Genomic DNA, 17,882 nt, shown 5'->3' with positions numbered 1-17,882 from the left:
GAAGCGTGGGGACGCCGACCCCGGGGCTGACCTCTCCCGCCAGCCCTCACAACGCAAGCGGGGCATCGCGGCGAGGCGGCGCGCGCTCAGTCGAGCCCGGGATGCGCCTGCGGCTTGTCGCTCGATAACGTCTGGATGGCGCGCTCAAGCGGCGTCGCACTGACGCTGACTTCCCCGGCAAAGGGCCTGTCCACGGCCAGCACAAAGAAGAACGCCAGGCCGAGCGTGGTCGCCCACACCGCCACCAGCGCCATGTGAAAGCGCGTGGCCGGCAGCGCGTAGAGCAGCAACAACGACAGGCCGCTGGCGATCAGCATCACGCCCCACAGCGTGCCGGGCATGGCGGCTTCCAGGTTCTGCAGGCGTTTCTCCCGGTACTTCACCATCTCGTTGACACGGGCGAGCACTTCGATCAGCAGCACGCGCTCGCGGTCGTCGCGTGGCGTGATGCGGTTGGCCGTAGCGAACATGATGTCGAACGCAGCCTCCGTGTTGGCATCAGGATGCGCGTGCTGCTGCATGCTCGGCCATTCGTCGCGCACAACGTGCTGCAGATAAGTGACCAGCTCGCTGCGCGCGGCTGTGGCGCTCGGGTGCGAGAACGCGGAGAGGTCGCGTGCAAGTTCCGTAGCACACGCAGCTTCCGCGGCCACGATGTCGGTCGCGGCTTGATAGGCACCCCATACCGAGATGGCAGAAAAGGCGACCAGCAGCGAGTTGATGGTGGTGACAGCCGTCATCATGGCGATGGTCATGTTGCGCTGTTCGGCGTCGAGCGTGACCGGGAAAACACGACGGAACAGCACGTAGCCGCCCAATGCAATGAGCAGCGTGGCGAAGACGATGACCGCGCCCATCGCCCATGCGGGGATGTTGTAGAGGAAGAGCATGAGGTCACTCCTTGGAAGGGACGCCGGCTGAGAGAGACGGCGGCGGGGCGGCCGCCGGGTCGCTGGCGGCGAGCATGGCGCGCGTGAAGTCGGCCAGGCGCTTGCGCATCGCCTCGGGAGAAGCAGTGCCGTCGAACGATTGCTGCAGCTCGATCAGGTTGGCGGCGAGTTCGCTTTGCCACTGCGTGCGCTCGCTGGCGGCGCGGGCTCGATAGGCCTGCATGGCCGCGTCGGTATCGGCGGACCGATCACCGCGCACGAGCGTTTCCAGCGCGTCCACCAGCCGCTGCAGCAGCCGGTGCACCGCCGTGGCAGAAAACCCGCCGAGCATCGCCAGCGCCGGTTTGCCGAAACTGTGCATGCTGCCCCGGTCGAACACTTGCGCGGGCAGCATCTCCACCAGGATCAGTCCGGCGATCACACCGAGGATCAATCGGGCGCAGTAGGAGGCGTCGTACTTGGGGTCGTAGGTGGACGCGGCCACATAGCGATGTGCCTGAAACAGCGTGGCAAACGACGCACCCAAGCCCGCGCAGAACAGCAGGAACAGCGTGTTCCACAGCAGGGGCGCGCCGTCCGAATCCAGAAAGCCCCGGTCGATGTTCGCGCTCGACACGTCGGGCGACATGCCCGTGGCAATCACGGCGATCAGGAAGACGATCGCGGCGCTGGTCAGCAGCCGGATCAACGGCACCGGGCCGAGCCATGGGAATGGATGATCGCTGCGATGCTGCGCGTCGAGCAGCGTGACGGCCTGCGGTGTGGCCGGGGCAATGGCTGCCGCAAGTTTGCGGTGGATTGCGGCCAGCGCGTGGTGCGGTGTGGCATGCGCAGACGTTTGACCGTCGATGAGTGCGCCCAGCTGAGCGATGAGTTCCGGCGCAACGGGAAGCCCGTGATGCAGGGCAAAGCGGGTCATGGCTTCGCACTCTTCACGCAGTTGTTCAGCGAGCGGCGGGATGGGTTGTGTCTGCGGTACTGCCCGTGGGCGCAGCGAATGCGCGAGGCGCAGCCGGATCATGCCGGCCTCCGGTCGTCGAGCTGCGTGCACGGCAGGAGGGTGGGAAGCGGGCCGCGTTGCAGGTGTGGGCTTGTGTGTCGCATGGTGGCCTTCGTCGGCAGGGCGGGCCGAACGCGGCCCCAACTTGCCCCGTCGCAGATGAGAGACTGGGCAAGTTCACTTTGCGTCGCGCGTGCGAGCCCGCCAATGCAGCGGAAGTCACGAACGACGGCCTAACGAAAGACACAGGACAGAGAAAAGAAAACGCCCGCGGCCTTCCGGCGGCGGGCTGAAGGACAGATTGGAGATGACGGCTACAACAGTGACAGTGTCCGGATCAGGCGTGTACGGCGTGCGGATCGACGCGGAAGAACGACATTGTGGCGTTTAACTCCTGCCCTTGGTCCTGCAGCGATTGCGATGCGGCGGCGGCTTCTTCCACCAGCGCCGCATTGCGCTGCGTGACTTCATCCATTTGCGAGATCGCCTGGTTGACCTGCTCGATGCCGCGCTTCTGCTCCACCGATGCGGCGGCAATCTCTTCCATGATGTGCGTGACGCGGGCCACAGCTTGCGTGACCTCCGTCATCGTTTCTCCGGCCTCGCCCGCCAGCGTGGAGCCGTCATGGATGCGCTCCACCGACGAGGCGATCAGTTCCTTGATCTCCTTGGCCGCCGTTGACGAACGCTGCGCCAGGCTGCGCACCTCGCTGGCCACCACCGCAAAGCCGCGGCCCTGCTCGCCCGCGCGTGCGGCTTCAACGGCGGCGTTCAACGCGAGGATGTTGGTCTGGAACGCGATGCCTTCGATGATGCCGGTGATGTCGGCAATCTTGCTCGAGCGGTCGCTGATGTCCTGCATGGTGGTCACGACCTGGCTGACGACCGTGCTGCCCTTGAGCGCCACCTCCGACGCGGTGGAGGCGAGCGCGGTGGCGTGCTGGGCGTTCTCGGCGTTCTGCTTCACGGTGGACGTCAGCTCTTCCATGCTGGCGGCTGTTTCCTGCAGCGACGACGCCTGGGCTTCCGTGCGCTGGCTCAGGTCGGCATTGCCGGCGGCAATCTGCTTGGCTGCACCGGCAACGCTGCTGCTGCTGTCGCGCACCTTGTCGACGATCTCGGTCAGGCGGCCATTCATGTCACGCAGGGCGGAGAGCAGGCGGCTCGTCTCATCCTTGCCATGCACTTCGATGCGGCTGCTCAGATCGCCGCGTGCCACAGTCTGGGCGACGTTCACGGCGGTGCGGATCGGCTGCGTGATCGAGCGCGTGATGACCATGCCGGCGATCACTGCCAGCAGCACCGCGCCGATCGACAGGCCGGCTAGCAGGTTGCGCTGCATCACGTACTGCGCCTCATATGCCTGCACGAGCTGTTCCTGGCGCTCGTGCGTGTACGTGGCGTACGCGTCGGTGGTCTTGATGAGCGCTGCCAGCAGCGGGCGGCACTCGTTGTCCATCTTCTGGACGGCTTCGTCGCGTTTGCCGGCCAGTGCCAGGCCGACGATGTCGGTCGCCACCGGGCCGTATTGCGCTTCCACGCGGTTGATGTCTTCCACCAGCGTACGGGCGCGGTCGGTTACGTCCTTGGCGCCCGCAATCATGTCGTTGAGCTGCTTGAGCTTGTTCTTCACATCGTCGTGCGCACGAAAGACGTCAGCCTTCTCCAGATCCAGGTCTTTTTGGGTGACCACGAGTACCAGGTTGCGTGCGGCAATGGCGCGGCGATCCACCGCCGTGCGCACGTCGTTCGCGACGTCTGCGCGGGCGCTGATGCCGTGCACGTAGTTCGAGAATCCTTCGGTTGATTCGGACAGCGCCCGCAGCGACACGCCTGACACGACGACAACAATGGCTGCCAGCACGCCAAAACCCGTTGTGAGCTTGGCCTTGATGGTCATCTGAGAAAGGTTCACAGCGTTCTCCGGTTTGCTGAATGAATTGAGATGGGGTCGCGCACTCGACCGGCTAGAGAAGGACGGTCGACGACCACGTTTTTTATATGCAAGGTGCTGCGTACTTGAGAAAGATGCAGGTTATGTCATGGTGTGACCGAATTGGCTTTGTTGGATTTTTCGGTCTCCCTGGGGTTATCGGCATTGAAAAGAAAATCCTAAATAACTTTCTTATGCGAGTTTTCACTTAATGCAACTGAAGAGTTTTGTTTTGCCTGTGAAACCTTGTGCGGCATGGGCTGGCTCATCAGCATTCCGAATCGTGCGATGGATTATGCGAACTGAGTGGCGCCAACGTTTTCCTACCGTGTTTGGGTTATTTAATGTCGGTTATCCGTATTTTTCTCCGCTTCAGTTGGGGTACGTAGTTTTACGTATGCATTTAGCCCGCTAGGTATTTGTGTGGTGGCCGGTGTGTAAAGAAAACGGCCCGCCGAAGCGGGCCGGGTGATTGCCAGAAGCTGCTTTTGCTACAGCGCGGTGGCGGGCACCACGGGCAAAACCACCTTGGACGGGTGCGCTGCATCGCTATAGATCGTCAGTACGCCGACGAGGGAATTGAGCAGCGTAGGTAGCGGCGGCACACCTTGCGGCAGGTTGCTCGCGCCCACGGCCACCCGCAGCTTGTGGCCCTTGGCGATGAGCGCGCTGGTCGGGAACACCTCGACCGGCACCATCACGGCCTGGCCCGGCATGAGCGCCTGAACGGAGCCTGGGGTGAACGGATGCCATGGCTGGATCGACAGGCCGTTCATCGTGCGCGAACGGCTGGCATCTACCGCGCGCAACGAGGCTGTCTGGAGCCCATCGGTAAGCGGCGTGACATTGCCTGCTGCGTCCACGTCGTCAATGCGTACGGAGACGCCGGCGTCCAGCGCGGTGGTGGAGATCCACACATCCGCTTCAATCGGCCCGTTGAGGTAAACATCGGCCGGCATGGGCGGCGTTTCGAACTTCACATCGGCGGCTTCGGCAAGGGTGTCGTCGGTCTGGCACGGTAGCGGGATGAAGCCCGTCAAACCGGCCGTCCATTGCGACAGGCTGATGGAGCACGCACCATTCAGCGGCTGCTGTGCGACCTTGTTCGACGTTTCGTTGGCGGCCGGCGCGGTGGTCGACAGGCTCTTGTCGCCGCGCAGGAAGAGCTGCTGCGCCTGCACCTGCGGATGCGGCCAGTCCGTGGCGGTGGCGTAGTGGCCGAGGCCGGTCACGTATTGCGTGACGTTGGGCAGCGCATCGGCGCCCACGTTCATGCCTTTGACGTACTGGTCGAACCATTGCAACTGAATGTGGTTCAGCGGCGGCACGCCATCGACCGGCAAACCGCTGCCCAACCCGGCCTGCAGATGCGTCCACGGGCCGATCAGCAGCTTGGCCGGCGCCTTCGTCTTGATGCTCTCGTACGTGAGCGGCTCGCTGCGCTGGAAAAGATCGTGCAAGCCGCCCACCACGAAGGTTGGCACCTTGATCTTGCCGTCGGTTTCCAGCGGCGAGCGCGTCGCCCAGAACGCGCCGTCATAGGCGGTGGCCGTTGTGCCAAGCAGCGCTTGCAACATGGTCGGCAGCTGGAATGTCGTGACCGCAGACACCAGATGTTGCAGCACGGCTGGCAGACCGACGGTCGGGTCAGTCACCAGCGTCGGATCGGTCAGGCTCAGCACCGACACCAGCCCGAACCATGCAGGGATGAACGTGAGATTCGTCTGCCCGCCCGTGAAGACGATGTCGCGGTAGCCGTCGCCGATCGGCACGATGGGGAAGGCCGCCTTGACCGCCGGATGGTTCTGCGCCGCGGTGATGACCGTCGTGATGCCGAGGTACGACACGCCGTAAAGGCCGATGGCGCCGTTGCTCCACGGTTGTTGCGTCACCCAGTCGACCACGTGGCCGTAGTCGCTCTGCTCATCCGCGCCAAACGCATCCCACGCGCCCTGCGACTGGCCGGTGCCGCGCACGTCCACCACCACCGTCGCATAGCCGTGTTGGACGATGTACGGATCGGCCGCGCCCAGCGCAGCACCGATCGAGGCTTCGTATTGCGCGTTGCCGCCGTTGTATGAGGTTTGCACGAGCACCGTCGGGAAGGAGCCCGTCGCGGCGTTGCCGGATGCGTCGGCGGGCAGCGTCACGTATGCCGCCAGCTTTGTGCCGTCGGACATCGTGATGTATTGCGTGGCTTGCTTCGCAACGCCTGCGTAGAGCGCGGGCGGGTTGTAGTCGACCCACTTGGCGCCAGCGTTGCTCGTGATGGACGTGCCCGGCTGCGCCGGCGTGGCGCGCGTACCGAGCGTGGTCCAGTTGACTGCGGCCGGCGGTAGCGGCGGTGCTGGCTGCGTGGTGGTGTTTGAATCGGCGGGTGTGCTGTTGGCGGCAGTCGAGCCATCATTGCCGCCGCAGCCCGACAGCGATAGCGCCGCGCACAGCAGCGCCGACATCAGCATGCGGCCGTGCCGCACACGTGGGGTGCCCATTTGCATGGGGTGTCTCCTCTTGAATGCTTTTGTTGTGTGTGGGGGGGGCAGCGCGCCGAGGGTGGCGGCACGCGGCAGATCGCTTCCGGTTCAGAAGCGAAGCAAGCGAAGAGGCCGGCGCAGAAGAGGGTGGGTGACACGGCCGACAGCGCGCCAGCAGGCTTGGGCGCACGGATGAAGCACCAAGCATGCCCACGGCACGTCGCCACGCAAGTGGCGTCGTACGGCGGTGTGGCACGTGTGTTGGGGCCCGGAGCACCGCCCGCGTTACGTAACGTTCCGCGTAACGAGCCGCCTGACGCAGCGGTTTTCAGATGAGAATTTCACACCCCACCGACGTAGGGACGCTTCCCGCGAAGCGCCGCCAACAGGGTGTTTCAAACAGATCAAGACAGCAACGCATGCATGCAAAACGCGCGCATTGAGCGGCTCATTGGTGTTGGCATGGACGTTGCATATTCAGGCTGCATGCCCGGCACAGGGCGCCACACGAAGAGCGCAACAACAGCACAGACAGCAAGGGGGCCATCATGAATCGCAACATTCAAGACGTCGAGATTGCCGCTGCCATCGACTCGGACCTGCTCCGCCGCCGCGAGCAGTTTGCCGGTCAGCCCTCCGCATGGCGGGTCTGGTCGGAGGCCGCGCACGTTGCCACCTTGAATGAACGCGCACGCGACGCGTTTATCGAGCACGTTGCCAATAGCCGTGGTGCCGATATCGCCCTGCGACTGCTGCTGAAAGCGCAGTCGATTCGCGATCAGGTTGCGCAGACGCTGATGATGAATGAGACACAAGCCACGCTGCATTGAGCTACGCGAGGGGATGCCGACCGGGTAAGTTGAGTCGGCGGTGGGATGCAAAAGGCCTTGTCGGGAGACCGGGCCTTTTGTTTGTGAGGGAAACTTGGCGAGACCGCGCAGTGTGCTACAATCGCGGGCTTCGGAGAGATGGATGAGTGGTTTAAGTCGCACGCCTGGAAAGCGTGTATAGGTTAATAACCTATCGGGGGTTCGAATCCCCCTCTCTCCGCCAAATTTCGTAAGTCTTTGATTTTTAAGGAAAAAATCAAAGATTGGCGTCGAGGACTGGTAGCAACTTTGGTAGCAAAGTATGCTCAACCTGCCAGTCTATCTCCGTGGCACCACGTGGTACATACACACTCGTGTAAGTGGTCGCCAGTTCAAACGATCCCTACACACTTCAAACAAGCAAGAAGCTATGATTAAGGCTCTGTCCTTAATCAAGCTGATTGCTATGTCCGATAATAAAATCCGAAAGTACGAACTTGATGAAGCTCGTGGCATAGCCAAAGCTGATGATCCAGAAGATCATAAGAGGCTTATGGAAGCTCTTACAGCCCTTACAGCCCTTCGAAATGCTGGGGCTGGTGGGGTAGTAGCTCAAACAAGAGAAACGGCTAAAAATACCCCAAAAAGTGGGCTTAAATTCCCTGATTTAGTAGACAAGTTCTTTCAGTTAAAGAAACAATTAAAGCCGTCTACTGTTCTCGCTTATAAAAATACAGCCAAAGAGATTGCCAAGTTCCTTGACAATCCTATCATTGGAGATATTGGGGTTTCTGATATTACTCGATATCAAGAATTCATAGCAAAAACCAATAGCCCAAGAACAATAGACAACAAAATTGCGACTTTGAGAACCTTGTTTTATTTCGCAATCAAACAAGGCTACTATTTCAATGACAATCCAGCCACGGGTCGTACTATTATGAGTAAAACAGACAAAGCCAAATCTGGGTACGAAATTTTCGAAGAACAAGAAATTGAAAAAATCTACCAGTCTGGAAATTTCTTGAAAGAGAAAGAAACAGACCCAGATTTTTATTGGTCGCTTATGTTGGGTCTGTTTACTGGTTGCCGTATTAGTGAAATTACTTCATTGAATTCCAATCAAATTCTGGTAAGTGAGCGAGGTGTAAACTTCATACGGATTCGAGAATCGAAAACTCTGGCTGGTTCACGTGATATTCCTATTAGTCAGAAATTGTTTGAGCTTGGATTTGGTGATTTCATTAAAGACAAAGAACAGATTTTTAAGTACCCAACTCGGTTAGGTAAGGGTTCTGGTAATGCTGTTGGCAAGAAATTTAAGCGACTGCTTGAAGATTTGAAAATTACTCGTGAGAAATTGGTTTTTCATTCACTGCGAAAATTTACCAATGACTTGTTTATGAAAGAAGGTGTACCGTTTGAACCACGTTGTCAATTTTTCGGACACGAAATTGACAATGTGAACGTGGCTACATATTCAAAAAAGTTCTCGGTAGACCAACTGGCTGAAATTCTCCAGCCAGCAAACCAGAAATTGATGATGATCTCTGGGTTGATAAAAACCAAGTTTTGAATATTGACCCGTAGGGAGCGGGCTACGACCCGCAACAAGAACGAATGTTCTTTCGAAAGAGAAAAGCCACCGATTAGGTGGCTTTCTTGTTTTTGAAAATCTATCTTCTTGAAAATTTCTATCGTGCTAGTTGGCAAATTTAACAACAGAAGTTGTCAATTTTGACAACAAAGGTTGTTAAATTTACCAACTTTCGAAGATTGAAAAAATCACGAAGATGTCTGTTTATCTAGGTTCTTCGTGATTTTTGTAAAAATGCCTCTTCTATATCTCTTTCTTTATATCTAACTTATATATAAATATATATTATATACATACTTGACAATTCATATATTCGAGTTAATTTCTACCATATAACTTGGTAAAAAGGACAACAAAAATGAAAAAACAAGAATTTATGAAAGAGATGTCAGATTTCTTCGACAAGCAAGGTGATGATGATGTCAATGTCAATCTAATCAAAGGGAAAAGAAAAGCAGAAACCAACGAACCCTTTGTAATTTTCTTCTATAACAAGCTCGCTGATTCAATGGTTGATAACAAACTAACCACAACTGATTTATTGGTTCTATTTAGGGTTATTCACTATGTTTCTTGGGGTAATGTAATCAATCTAACCCAAGAAACCATATCAGACGATTTGGGTGTTGATAAATCAAATATAAGTCGTAGCTTTAAGAAGCTAACAGAGTCTGGAATTTTTATCAGAGAGAAAAAATCCTTGTTCTTAAATCCAAACTATCTATGTATGGGGGATTTATTCAAGTCAACAGAAACAGAAGCCTATAAAACTGTTCTGAATAGAACCTACAAAGAAATTGATGAAGTTCTACCAGCAAACAAGAGGGATGAACTTGATAAAATGGCTCATGAGTCAATGTCCTTTATGAAGAAGTAAAAATGATTGAAGATAGAAAAAGCCACCTAATCGGTGGCTTTCTTGTTTTTGGAGATTTGAAAATTTATCAAATTGGTGGAAATCGAAACCTGGTGAACCATATGTTGTTGTGGAAAAGTGTTGGTAATTTATTGGAAACTCGAAGAGTTTTCACCAAATTATCAATACGGTGTCGAAGATATTTCCACAATGAGTGAACCACAAAGATAGATTTTCAATGATAGAAACTTGGCTGATCGCCAAGTTTGGTAATGAAGAAAAATGTAGGTTCTTCCCTACGGGTTCTCGTGTCGGATTGGTTGTTTAATCTCAATGTGAAACCATACATTATTTCTTTGATTGGAAAATAATGTAGGGTGTAATGTGTTAGGTTCTTATCTCACCCCCTTGTAAACACAAGGGGGCTACACATTATTTCTTCAAAGACACATTGAAAGACACATTACCTAGCACATTATCGAAAATCCCCATTTAGTTAGTCCTGAAAGGACAACTGGCATAACAACACATTACATGTGGTGTAAATGTCTAAAAAAATTGAAGAACAATTTTTTGGGGGGGGGGTTCGATAGAGTGTAGCCCTACGGGTTCTCGTCTATAAATTCCTAGGTTCTTATTGTTGGGTTCTCGTTCATAGGCTCATAGGTGTAGCCCTACGGGTTCTCGTTGTTAGGTTCTGGGAATAAGACGAGATTAAGATTGGAAGGTAGGTAGCCTTCGACAAACACAATACAAGTATAGGATTGGAAGAAAGAAAGCACTTGGAAGGACACCTAGTCCTTCCGTGTGTGCTTTGTAATTTCCGGGTGTTGACAATCTCGGTTTATCTGATAGGTTCTTATATATATATTCTGATATAGGAGAACCTAAAATGATAAGAAGAGAAGGTGAGAAATTAATTAAGCGAAGTATCTTTGTTGAGAAGTCTGATTATGAGAGATTGGTTAAATATTCGGAACTAAAAAACCAATCAATCTCTCAAACATTCAGGGATTTGATGAGTAGTTCTAGAAATTGGGTGGAAAATAAAATGAAAGAGATTGAAGCCAAGAACTCAACCCAAGGACCAGAAGAAAAATCTTCTTCTCAATAAAATAAAAGCCAGCTATGTAGCTGGCTTTTCTTCTCTTCCCGTGTGGTACACTGCCTTTGCTACCAGTGGTAACGAATTTGGTAGCAAAATTTACCCTAAAATCTCTGCTAAGTCCTTGATTTTAAAGGGAGGTGGTAGCAATTTTTGTTAGTCCCCCTCTCTCCGCCAGGAATCCAAGGCCCGAGTGCGCAAGTGCTCGGGCCTTTTTGCATTCGCCGCCGTTGTCATGTCGAGGTGGACCACTATTGCTGACCTCAGCCGTTTGAACGTACGCTTGGCCAGCAACAGAAAATCGCAACACAAGGAGACCACCGCCCCATGGAACTGGACGTCAACCACAAGCCGGTCAGCGTTGATTGCGACCCGGCCACGCCGCTGCTGTGGGTGCTGCGTGATCACCTGAACCTGACCGGTACGAAGTTCGGCTGCGGCGTCGCGGCGTGCGGCGCATGCACCGTACACGTGGACGGCGCGGCCGTGCGGTCCTGTGTGCTGCCGGTGGCGGCTGTGGCCGGCAAGCACATCACCACCATCGAAGGACTAGCCGGCGGCGAGGGCAAACGCCACGCGCTGCAGCAAGCCTGGATAGACGAGCAGGTGCCCCAGTGCGGCTACTGCCAGTCCGGCATGCTGATGGCCGCGGCCGACTTGCTGGCCCAATGCCCTGACCCGACGGATGCCGACATCGACGCGGCCATGACCAACATCTGCCGCTGCGGAACCTATCCGCGCATGCGCGCCGCTATCAAGCGCGCTGCCAAGGCGTTGCGGGAGGGCCGCGCATGAACGCGAAGACTACAAAACCGCGCAGCGGACGCCGCCGTTTCCTGCTCGGCGCCCTCGGCATCGGTGGCGCACTCGTCGTCGGTTGGGGCGTGATGCCGCCGCGCAGCCGCGTGGGCGATCCGGACATCTTCCCCGAGCACAATGGCGAGATTGCCCTGAACGGCTGGATCAAGATCACACCCGAAGGCGACGTCGTGCTCGCCATGCCGCGTGTGGAGATGGGCCAGGGCATCCACACCGCGCTGTCGATGCTGGCGGCCGAAGAGCTGGACATTCAGCTCTCGCGCGTGCGCATCGAAAGCGCGCCGGTGGAGCGCATTTACGGCAACGTCGTCGCCATGGGCGACAGCTCGCTGCCGCTGCATCCCGATAGCGCGGACAAGACCTGGGCACGCGCACTGCACTGGATCATGGCCAAGAGCGCGCGCGAGATCGGCCTCATCATTACCGGCGGCAGCAGCAGCACCGCCGATGGCTGGCAGCCCGTGCGCGAGGCCGCCGCCACGGCGCGTGCAGCGTTGGTGCAAGCCGCCGCGCGCGAATGGAACGTGCCGGCTCCAGACGTCAGCATCCGTGAAGGCCAGCTGATCGGCCCCGGCGGCAAACAGTCTACGTTCGGCGAGATGGCCAAGTTGGCGCGCGGTATTTCTGCGCCGTCCAACGTGACGCTCAAGCCGGCTTCGCAATTCCGGTTGATCGGCAAACCGGCGCCGCGCAACGATCTCGCTGCGAAGACGGATGGCAGCGCGCGTTTCTCCATCGACACGCGCCTGCCCGGCATGCTGTATGCCGCGGTCGTGATGTGTCCGGTGTTTGGCGGCAAGCTCAAGACGTTCCAGTCGAAAGCGGCGCTTGGCATGCCGGGCGTGCGTTACGTGGTGCCGTTCGAGGGCGCAGGCGGCGGCGCGCCGGGCGTGGCCGTCGTGGCAGACCATTACTGGCAGGCCCGGCAGGCGCTCGCAACGCTCGAACCCGTGTGGGACAACGGCCCGCATGCCAAGCTCGATTCGGCAGGCATTCGGCAGCAGCTCGTCAGCGCGCTCGACAGCGACAAGGGCGGCTTCACGTATCGATCGACGGGCGACGGCCTGAAAGCCTTCGACAAGACCGATGGCGCCACCATCGTCGAGGCCGAGTACACCGCGCCGTATCTTGCGCACGCCACGATGGAGCCGATCAACTGCACCGCGCAGGTGACGTCGGAGGGCGTGCATCTCTGGGCGCCCACGCAGGTCGCCACGCTGGCGCAGCTGGTGGCGGCGCGTGCGGCCGGCGTGAGCGGCGACAAGGTGCAGATCGATATCCCGCTCATCGGCGGCGGTTTCGGGCGGCGGCTGGAATCGGATTTCATCAGCCAGGCCGTGACCATCGCCACCAAGACCGAAGGCAAGCCCGTGCAGGTGATCTGGTCGCGCGAGGAAGACGTCCGCCACGACTTCTATCGCCCGCAAGCCATCGCCCGGCTCAAGGCGCGTGTCGAGAGCGGCAAGGTTACCGCGATTGCCTCGCGCAGCGCCGGCCAATCGATTCTTGCTGGTGAGTTGGATCGACTGTTCGGTGCGCCGTCAGCGGGCATCGATCGCTACACCGCCGAAGGCCTGTTCGACCTGCCGTATGAAATCGAGCACGAGCACATCGCGCATCTGGCGGTCGATCTGCCGGTTCCCGTAGGCTTCTGGCGCAGCGTGGGGCATTCGTACAACGGGTTCTTCATGGAGGGCTTTCTCAACGAGGTGGCGGCCGCGGCCAAGCTTGACCCGTTGGCGATGCGGCGTAACTTGCTGAAGGACCATCCGCGCGAGCTGAAGGTGCTGGACACGGCAGCGCAGGCCGCCGGCTGGGGGCAGCCGCTGGCACCAGCCGCTGACGGCGCACCGCGTGCGCGCGGCATTGCGCTGCACCCGAGCTTCGGCTCCGTGGTCGCGCAGGTGGTGGAGGTGTCGATGAAAGACGGCAAGCCACGCGTGCATCGCGTTGTGTGCGCAGTCGATTGCGGCACGGTGGTCAACCCGGGCATCGTTGCGCAGCAGATGGAAAGCGCGGTCATCTTTGGCCTGACGGCGGCGCTGTATGGCCGGATCGACATCAAGGACGGCCAGGTCGTGCAGTCGAACTTCACCGACTACCCGGCGCTCAAGATGGTCGAGACACCTGTCATCGAAACGCACATCGTGCCGAGCACGGCGGAGCCCAGCGGCATGGGTGAGGTGGGAGTCCCCCCCATCGCGCCGGCCGTGGCGCACGCCGTGGCGCAGTTGACCGGTAAGCCGGTGCGGCAGTTGCCAATGGTGTGATGCTGCTGCACTGAACGAAAAAGCCGCAGGCGCAAACCTGCGGCTTTCTTTTTGGAGCGATGCCGCCTGGCTCAGGCCGCGCCCGGAGACACCGGTTCGCCCAGATTCAGCATCAGCCGATTCGCCCATGCAAAGATGGCCACCGCGTGTATCAGGTCGAGAATCTCCGCGTCGGTCAGGCCAGCGTCTTTGAGCGGCTGCAGGTCTTCGCCACGTACGTCGCCCGGGCGCATCGTCAGGTCGATCGAGAACAGCACGATGGCACGCTCGCGCGCGTTCGTGCCCGCGATGTGCGGGTCTTCAAAGACCTGCTTGATCACGTCGTTGCGCTTGGCAAGCTGCTCGAAGCGCTGTGCGTGGACAGATGCGCAATACACGCAGCCGTTGACGCGCGACACCACCGCGCTGGCGAGTTCGCGTTCAGCGCGCGACAGGCCGCCCGGCGCATACATGATCGCGTTGAACGCCGCCGAGCGCTGACGCAGGATTTCGGGCTGGTGAACGAGAAACCGGTAGTAGTCGGACGTTTTCGCCTTCGGATGGCTTTCTTCCAGCACGGCGATCTGCTCGGGCGTAGCACGGTCGAGGTCGACCACATCGAGCCACGCTTGCCACTCGAGCGATTCGTTGGTGAAGCCGTGGGCGCGGATGATCTCCGTCATGCTGCGGTCTCCGTGGAGGCGGTGGCGCTGCCGCTGCCGGCGGCTTCGCGGAGGGCGCGCAAGCCGGCGACGAGCCGCGTCTGATACGACAGAAAGGCGATGAGCTGCGCGAGCGTCACGACGTCGGCCGTGGCCAGGCCCGCTGCGGGCAAACGCAACAGCGCATCGCGGTCGCCCTCGATGGGGCGTTCGACGAGCGTGCGCGTGAAGGTGAGGATGGCGCGCAGGCGGGCGTCGGTCAGCGTGTCGATATCGCCGTGGTCGACGGCTTGCAACGCATCTGCGTCGACCGGCGTATTCGCGAGGCGTGCGCGGTAGTGTTCGGCCAGTTCGGGCGCCGGGGTGAGGCGGCAGGCGTACAGCGCGACGAGCAGGCGTTCGCCCAACGTCAGGCCGGGCAGGTCTGCACCGAACAATGCGTCGTAGCTGCCCTGCGTGGCCGTTGCCACCTTTTCGCGGGCATGGCGCAGCGCATGCGTGGCGCTGCCGTCTTCCAGGCCGGCAACCTGGTCGACCACATCTTGTGCGGGCGTGAAATCCATTGATGAAAGGCTCCGAGAATCGGGTACGGACGCGCCGCGCGCGGCCACCGCGCTGGCGAGGAAGCGAAGCACTGCTGCCCACGACTGGGCGTCGGCGCGGGCGTTGGCACGCGGCTCGCCGCCGCCGGTGCTGATGCGGCCCGACACCGGGTGCGCATAGACGAGCTGCGTGGTCGGCACGTACGGAAAGACGATGGCGTGACCCGCGCCTTCGTAGTCGAAATGTTGGACGGGGTAGGGGTGGCGTACCTCGGCCAGTTTGGTCGTCACCATGCGCGAGTAATCGCTCGAGGGCCACGAGCCGTCATCGGTGGCGGAGAGCAGCAGCACCGGACCGCGCGCGCGTTCGATGCGAATGCGCGCGCGTGCCACCGCGTCTGCATCCTGCAGCGCCGTGCGGATGGCGCGTTCATGCCGATGCGGCGCGGGGCCTTCGTCGAACGGTGCCCAGGTCGCCGTGCGGTTGCCTTCCCACAGATGCGGCAGCGGCTGACCTCGATACAGCCACGTGGGGCCTTCGCGGCCGACAGCGGGGTCGGCGGCGTTCTGCCCGCTGTGCACGACGGCGCCCGGCACGTAACCGATGACCGCAGAAACGGCTTCCGGGAACGTCGCACCCAGCAGCAATGCCAGTTCACCCCCGCGCGACTGGCCGCTCACGGCAACGAAGTCGTGCAGCGGCTCCACGCGTTTGCGCAGCCAGGCAAGCGCGCGCTCGAAATATTCGAGTGGCGTATTCGAGATGTAGTCCGACAGCCCCGGCGCCTTGAAGTAGGCCAGCGCAAACGCCGCATAGCCGTGCGAGGCATACAGCGCCGCGCGCGGCTCGTTGATGCCGCCGCCCGAGCCGTTGAGGATCAGCACGGCAGGGCGGGGCCCCGGGTGCGCATACGGATCGGGCAGGTACAGCGTGCCGACCAGACCGTGCTCATTCTCCGGTGCGCGCACATCGTGGCGCGTCACGCCAGGTGCGGCCGGCCGTTGGACGAAGCGCGCATGGATCGACTCGCCGTTGGCCGTGGCCGTGAGCGTGGTCGTCAACGGCTCCGTGGCAGGCTGCGGAAAGACCTCGCGCGCCTTGCCGTCTTCCGGTCGCTGGCTCCAGATGACGCCCATCGCGCTGACGCCGGTGTAGTCACCCGAGACAGGCGCGTCGCGCGTGAGGTCGACGGTGCCTTGCGCATCCGCAACGAATGCCGCACGGCTGTGCCACAACACGCCATTGCCGCGACGCGTTTGCGCCACGATGCCGACCTGCGCGCCGGGCGCAAGCCCGGTCACGACGATGCTGCGCGATACGTCGATCAGGTCATCTGTTGGCGTGACGCCGAGCGCGAACGTTCCCATGGCGCTTACTTGCCGTCCTTGGTGACCATTTGGGCTGCTGTGCGATCGCTCGTCATCGGCGTCACCTTCAGGCCCTTCTTGGCGGCCCACACGTTCTGGTAGTGGTACAGCGGCATCACGCCCACGTCATCCGAGACCAGCTTGACCGAGTGGCGAAGAATGGCCGCGCGCTTTTCCACGTTGAATTCCTCGGTGGAGGCGTTCAGTGCGTTGTCGACAGCCGCGTTGCTGTAGTGGCCCCAGTTGGACGCGCCCAGGCCCTTCTTGGTGTCGACCGTGGCGAGCACGTTGACCAGCGCGTAGCTCGCCTCGCCCGTGCCGTTGCCCCACGCCAGCATGCTCATCGCATATTCATTCTTGTTGGCGCGGCCGGAGTAGACAGACCAGGGCACCACTTCCACGCGCGCCTTTACGCCGATGCGGGTCCAGAACTGCGCCACCGCCTGCGCCGTTTCGGGGCCTTGCGGATAGCGGTCGTTCGGCACGTGGATCACCAGGTTGAAGCCCTGCGGAAAGCCTGTATCGGCCAGCAGCTTCTTGGCCTGCGCCGGGTCGTAGGCGATGTCCTTCACATCGGGGTTGTAGCCGTACGTGTCGGACGGCATCCACTGGTTGGCGACGGTGGCGGCGCCCTGCAGGATGCGGTCGACGATCGCTTTCCGGTCGATCGCGAGCGACAGCGCGCGGCGTACGCGCACATCCAGCAGCGGATTGTTCGGCAGCGGCTTGCCGTCGTTGCCGGTGATGTAGTCGTTCGGCCCCTTGCGGAAGCTTGGTTGCAGCAGCATCACGCGCAGGCCCGGATAGGCGAACACCTTCACGTTGGGCGACTGACGCAGGCGCGCCAGGTCAGACACCGACACCTTGTCGATGACATCGACTTCGCCTGAAAGCAGGTTGGCCGTGCGAGCGGCAGCGTTGTTGATGTAGCGGTAGTTGACCTTCTCCCAGAGCTGCTTGTCGCCCCAGTAGTTGTCGTTGCGCGCCATCACCACGCGATCGCCGGGCACATACGAGACGAACTTGTAGGGGCCGGTACCCACCACGGCACGGCCGGCGTTGTAATCCTCGGTGGAAGACTTCTCACCCACGTGCTTGCTGACGATGTGTACGGATGCCAGGTTCAGCGGCAAATCCGGGCTCGGGATGGTCGTCTTGATGATGAGCGTGAGCGGGTCTTTGGCCGTGACGGACTCCACGGTGCGCAGATAGCCCGCGAACGTTGCCACGCTGCCCGGCACGCTGCGCGCGCGCTGGTACGAGAAGATGACGTCATCCGCCGTGAACGGCTGGCCGTCGTGCCATTTCACGTTCGGGCGCAGCTTGAATTCCCACGTCTTCGGATCCAGCGTCTTCCATGACAGGGCCAGGCCGGGCTGCAGCTTGTTCCACTTATTCTCGACCAGCAGATCCCAGAAGTGCACGTCGACTGAGCGGTCGCCTGCGTGATTGTTCAACTGCGGGTCGAGCGATGAGAGCGGATCGGCAAAGGCGATGTTCAGGGTTTGCGCGCTGACAGCGCCGGCAGCTGCAAACAGTGCAACAGCAAGCGACGAGGCAAGGAGGCGTTTCACGTGG

The 17,882-nt window shown here is 59.6% G+C and carries 13 protein-coding genes and 1 tRNA gene; 7 read left to right on the top strand and 7 right to left on the bottom strand.

Going from position 1 to position 17,882, the window contains the following annotated elements; all coding sequences use genetic code 11:
* Positions 1-86: 86 nt before the first annotated feature.
* The 4 genes from AAHM38_RS08895 to AAHM38_RS08880 form a co-directional block, all read right to left on the bottom strand.
* Entirely contained in the window at positions 87-890 is an 804-nt protein-coding gene (locus AAHM38_RS08895) for a bestrophin-like domain (protein ID WP_116576050.1), read from the bottom strand.
* Positions 891-894: 4 nt separating this feature from the next.
* Positions 895-1,911, bottom strand: a complete 1,017-nt coding sequence (locus tag AAHM38_RS08890) for a hypothetical protein (protein WP_116576051.1) — start codon at positions 1,909-1,911, stop codon at positions 895-897.
* A 316-nt stretch (positions 1,912-2,227) separates the two neighbouring features.
* Positions 2,228-3,790: a methyl-accepting chemotaxis protein gene (locus AAHM38_RS08885; RefSeq protein ID WP_116576052.1), complete on the bottom strand. Its 1,563-nt coding sequence runs from the start codon at positions 3,788-3,790 to the stop codon at positions 2,228-2,230.
* Positions 3,791-4,314: 524 nt separating this feature from the next.
* Positions 4,315-6,321 carry a CocE/NonD family hydrolase gene (locus AAHM38_RS08880; protein WP_012762223.1) on the bottom strand — a complete coding sequence of 669 codons (2,007 nt, stop codon included), beginning with the start codon at positions 6,319-6,321 and terminating at the stop codon, positions 4,315-4,317.
* A 524-nt stretch (positions 6,322-6,845) separates the two neighbouring features.
* Between AAHM38_RS08880 and AAHM38_RS08875 the strand changes: the two genes are divergently transcribed.
* The 7 genes from AAHM38_RS08875 to AAHM38_RS08845 all read left to right on the top strand — a co-directional run bounded on the left by AAHM38_RS08875 (position 6,846) and on the right by AAHM38_RS08845 (position 13,753).
* Complete coding sequence (locus tag AAHM38_RS08875) at positions 6,846-7,127, top strand: DUF7696 family protein (RefSeq protein WP_009240959.1); 282 nt, start codon at positions 6,846-6,848, stop codon at positions 7,125-7,127.
* A 132-nt stretch (positions 7,128-7,259) separates the two neighbouring features.
* Positions 7,260-7,350: transfer RNA gene (locus AAHM38_RS08870), tRNA-Ser, on the top strand.
* 186 nt (positions 7,351-7,536) lie between these two features.
* Positions 7,537-8,682: a phage integrase SAM-like domain-containing protein gene (locus tag AAHM38_RS08865; RefSeq protein WP_182552931.1), complete on the top strand. Its 1,146-nt coding sequence runs from the start codon at positions 7,537-7,539 to the stop codon at positions 8,680-8,682.
* Between the two features lie 379 nt (positions 8,683-9,061).
* A complete protein-coding gene (locus AAHM38_RS08860; protein ID WP_182552932.1) occupies positions 9,062-9,580 on the top strand; it encodes a replication/maintenance protein RepL in 519 nt (172 codons plus the stop codon).
* 871 nt (positions 9,581-10,451) lie between these two features.
* Positions 10,452-10,673 carry a hypothetical protein gene (locus AAHM38_RS08855; RefSeq protein ID WP_182552933.1) on the top strand — a complete coding sequence of 74 codons (222 nt, stop codon included), beginning with the start codon at positions 10,452-10,454 and terminating at the stop codon, positions 10,671-10,673.
* A 318-nt stretch (positions 10,674-10,991) separates the two neighbouring features.
* Entirely contained in the window at positions 10,992-11,459 is a 468-nt protein-coding gene (locus AAHM38_RS08850) for a (2Fe-2S)-binding protein (protein ID WP_116576053.1), read from the top strand.
* The gene (locus tag AAHM38_RS08845) at positions 11,456-13,753 is read left to right on the top strand and encodes a xanthine dehydrogenase family protein molybdopterin-binding subunit (protein WP_116576054.1); all 2,298 of its coding nucleotides are present in this window, start codon (positions 11,456-11,458) and stop codon (positions 13,751-13,753) included. The genes AAHM38_RS08850 and AAHM38_RS08845 overlap by 4 nt, the downstream gene beginning before the upstream one ends.
* A 71-nt stretch (positions 13,754-13,824) precedes the next feature.
* Here AAHM38_RS08845 and AAHM38_RS08840 read toward each other — a convergent pair whose 3' ends face one another.
* Genes AAHM38_RS08840 through AAHM38_RS08830 form a run of 3 tightly spaced genes read right to left on the bottom strand, consistent with a single transcriptional unit; the run spans position 13,825 to position 17,878 of the window.
* Positions 13,825-14,415 carry a peroxidase-related enzyme gene (locus AAHM38_RS08840; protein ID WP_116576055.1) on the bottom strand — a complete coding sequence of 197 codons (591 nt, stop codon included), beginning with the start codon at positions 14,413-14,415 and terminating at the stop codon, positions 13,825-13,827.
* Positions 14,412-16,304 (bottom strand): acyl-CoA thioester hydrolase/BAAT C-terminal domain-containing protein, encoded by a 1,893-nt coding sequence (locus AAHM38_RS08835; protein WP_116576056.1) that lies wholly within the window; start codon positions 16,302-16,304, stop codon positions 14,412-14,414. The genes AAHM38_RS08840 and AAHM38_RS08835 overlap by 4 nt, the downstream gene beginning before the upstream one ends.
* A gap of 5 nt (positions 16,305-16,309) precedes the next feature.
* A complete protein-coding gene (locus tag AAHM38_RS08830; RefSeq protein WP_116576057.1) occupies positions 16,310-17,878 on the bottom strand; it encodes an ABC transporter substrate-binding protein in 1,569 nt (522 codons plus the stop codon).
* Positions 17,879-17,882 lie beyond the last annotated feature (4 nt).

Origin of the sequence: Ralstonia sp. OTU4908, assembly GCF_038440115.1 — a bacterium.
GTDB classification, from domain to species: domain Bacteria; phylum Pseudomonadota; class Gammaproteobacteria; order Burkholderiales; family Burkholderiaceae; genus Ralstonia; species Ralstonia pickettii.
Note: the sequence above shows the minus strand (reverse complement) of the source record. Positions and strands in the feature narration are given on the sequence as shown.

Excerpts from the sequence above, each read along its gene's own strand:
- AAHM38_RS08895 (WP_116576050.1), bottom strand. The coding sequence starts at position 890 with ATGCTCTTCCTCTACAACATCCCCGCATGGGCGATGGGCGCGGTCATC.
- AAHM38_RS08890 (WP_116576051.1), bottom strand. The coding sequence starts at position 1,911 with ATGATCCGGCTGCGCCTCGCGCATTCGCTGCGCCCACGGGCAGTACCG.
- AAHM38_RS08885 (WP_116576052.1), bottom strand. The coding sequence starts at position 3,790 with ATGACCATCAAGGCCAAGCTCACAACGGGTTTTGGCGTGCTGGCAGCC.
- AAHM38_RS08880 (WP_012762223.1), bottom strand. The coding sequence starts at position 6,321 with ATGCAAATGGGCACCCCACGTGTGCGGCACGGCCGCATGCTGATGTCG.
- AAHM38_RS08875 (WP_009240959.1), top strand. The coding sequence starts at position 6,846 with ATGAATCGCAACATTCAAGACGTCGAGATTGCCGCTGCCATCGACTCG.
- AAHM38_RS08865 (WP_182552931.1), top strand. The coding sequence starts at position 7,537 with ATGATTAAGGCTCTGTCCTTAATCAAGCTGATTGCTATGTCCGATAAT.
- AAHM38_RS08860 (WP_182552932.1), top strand. The coding sequence starts at position 9,062 with ATGAAAAAACAAGAATTTATGAAAGAGATGTCAGATTTCTTCGACAAG.
- AAHM38_RS08855 (WP_182552933.1), top strand. The coding sequence starts at position 10,452 with ATGATAAGAAGAGAAGGTGAGAAATTAATTAAGCGAAGTATCTTTGTT.
- AAHM38_RS08850 (WP_116576053.1), top strand. The coding sequence starts at position 10,992 with ATGGAACTGGACGTCAACCACAAGCCGGTCAGCGTTGATTGCGACCCG.
- AAHM38_RS08845 (WP_116576054.1), top strand. The coding sequence starts at position 11,456 with ATGAACGCGAAGACTACAAAACCGCGCAGCGGACGCCGCCGTTTCCTG.
- AAHM38_RS08840 (WP_116576055.1), bottom strand. The coding sequence starts at position 14,415 with ATGACGGAGATCATCCGCGCCCACGGCTTCACCAACGAATCGCTCGAG.
- AAHM38_RS08835 (WP_116576056.1), bottom strand. The coding sequence starts at position 16,304 with ATGGGAACGTTCGCGCTCGGCGTCACGCCAACAGATGACCTGATCGAC.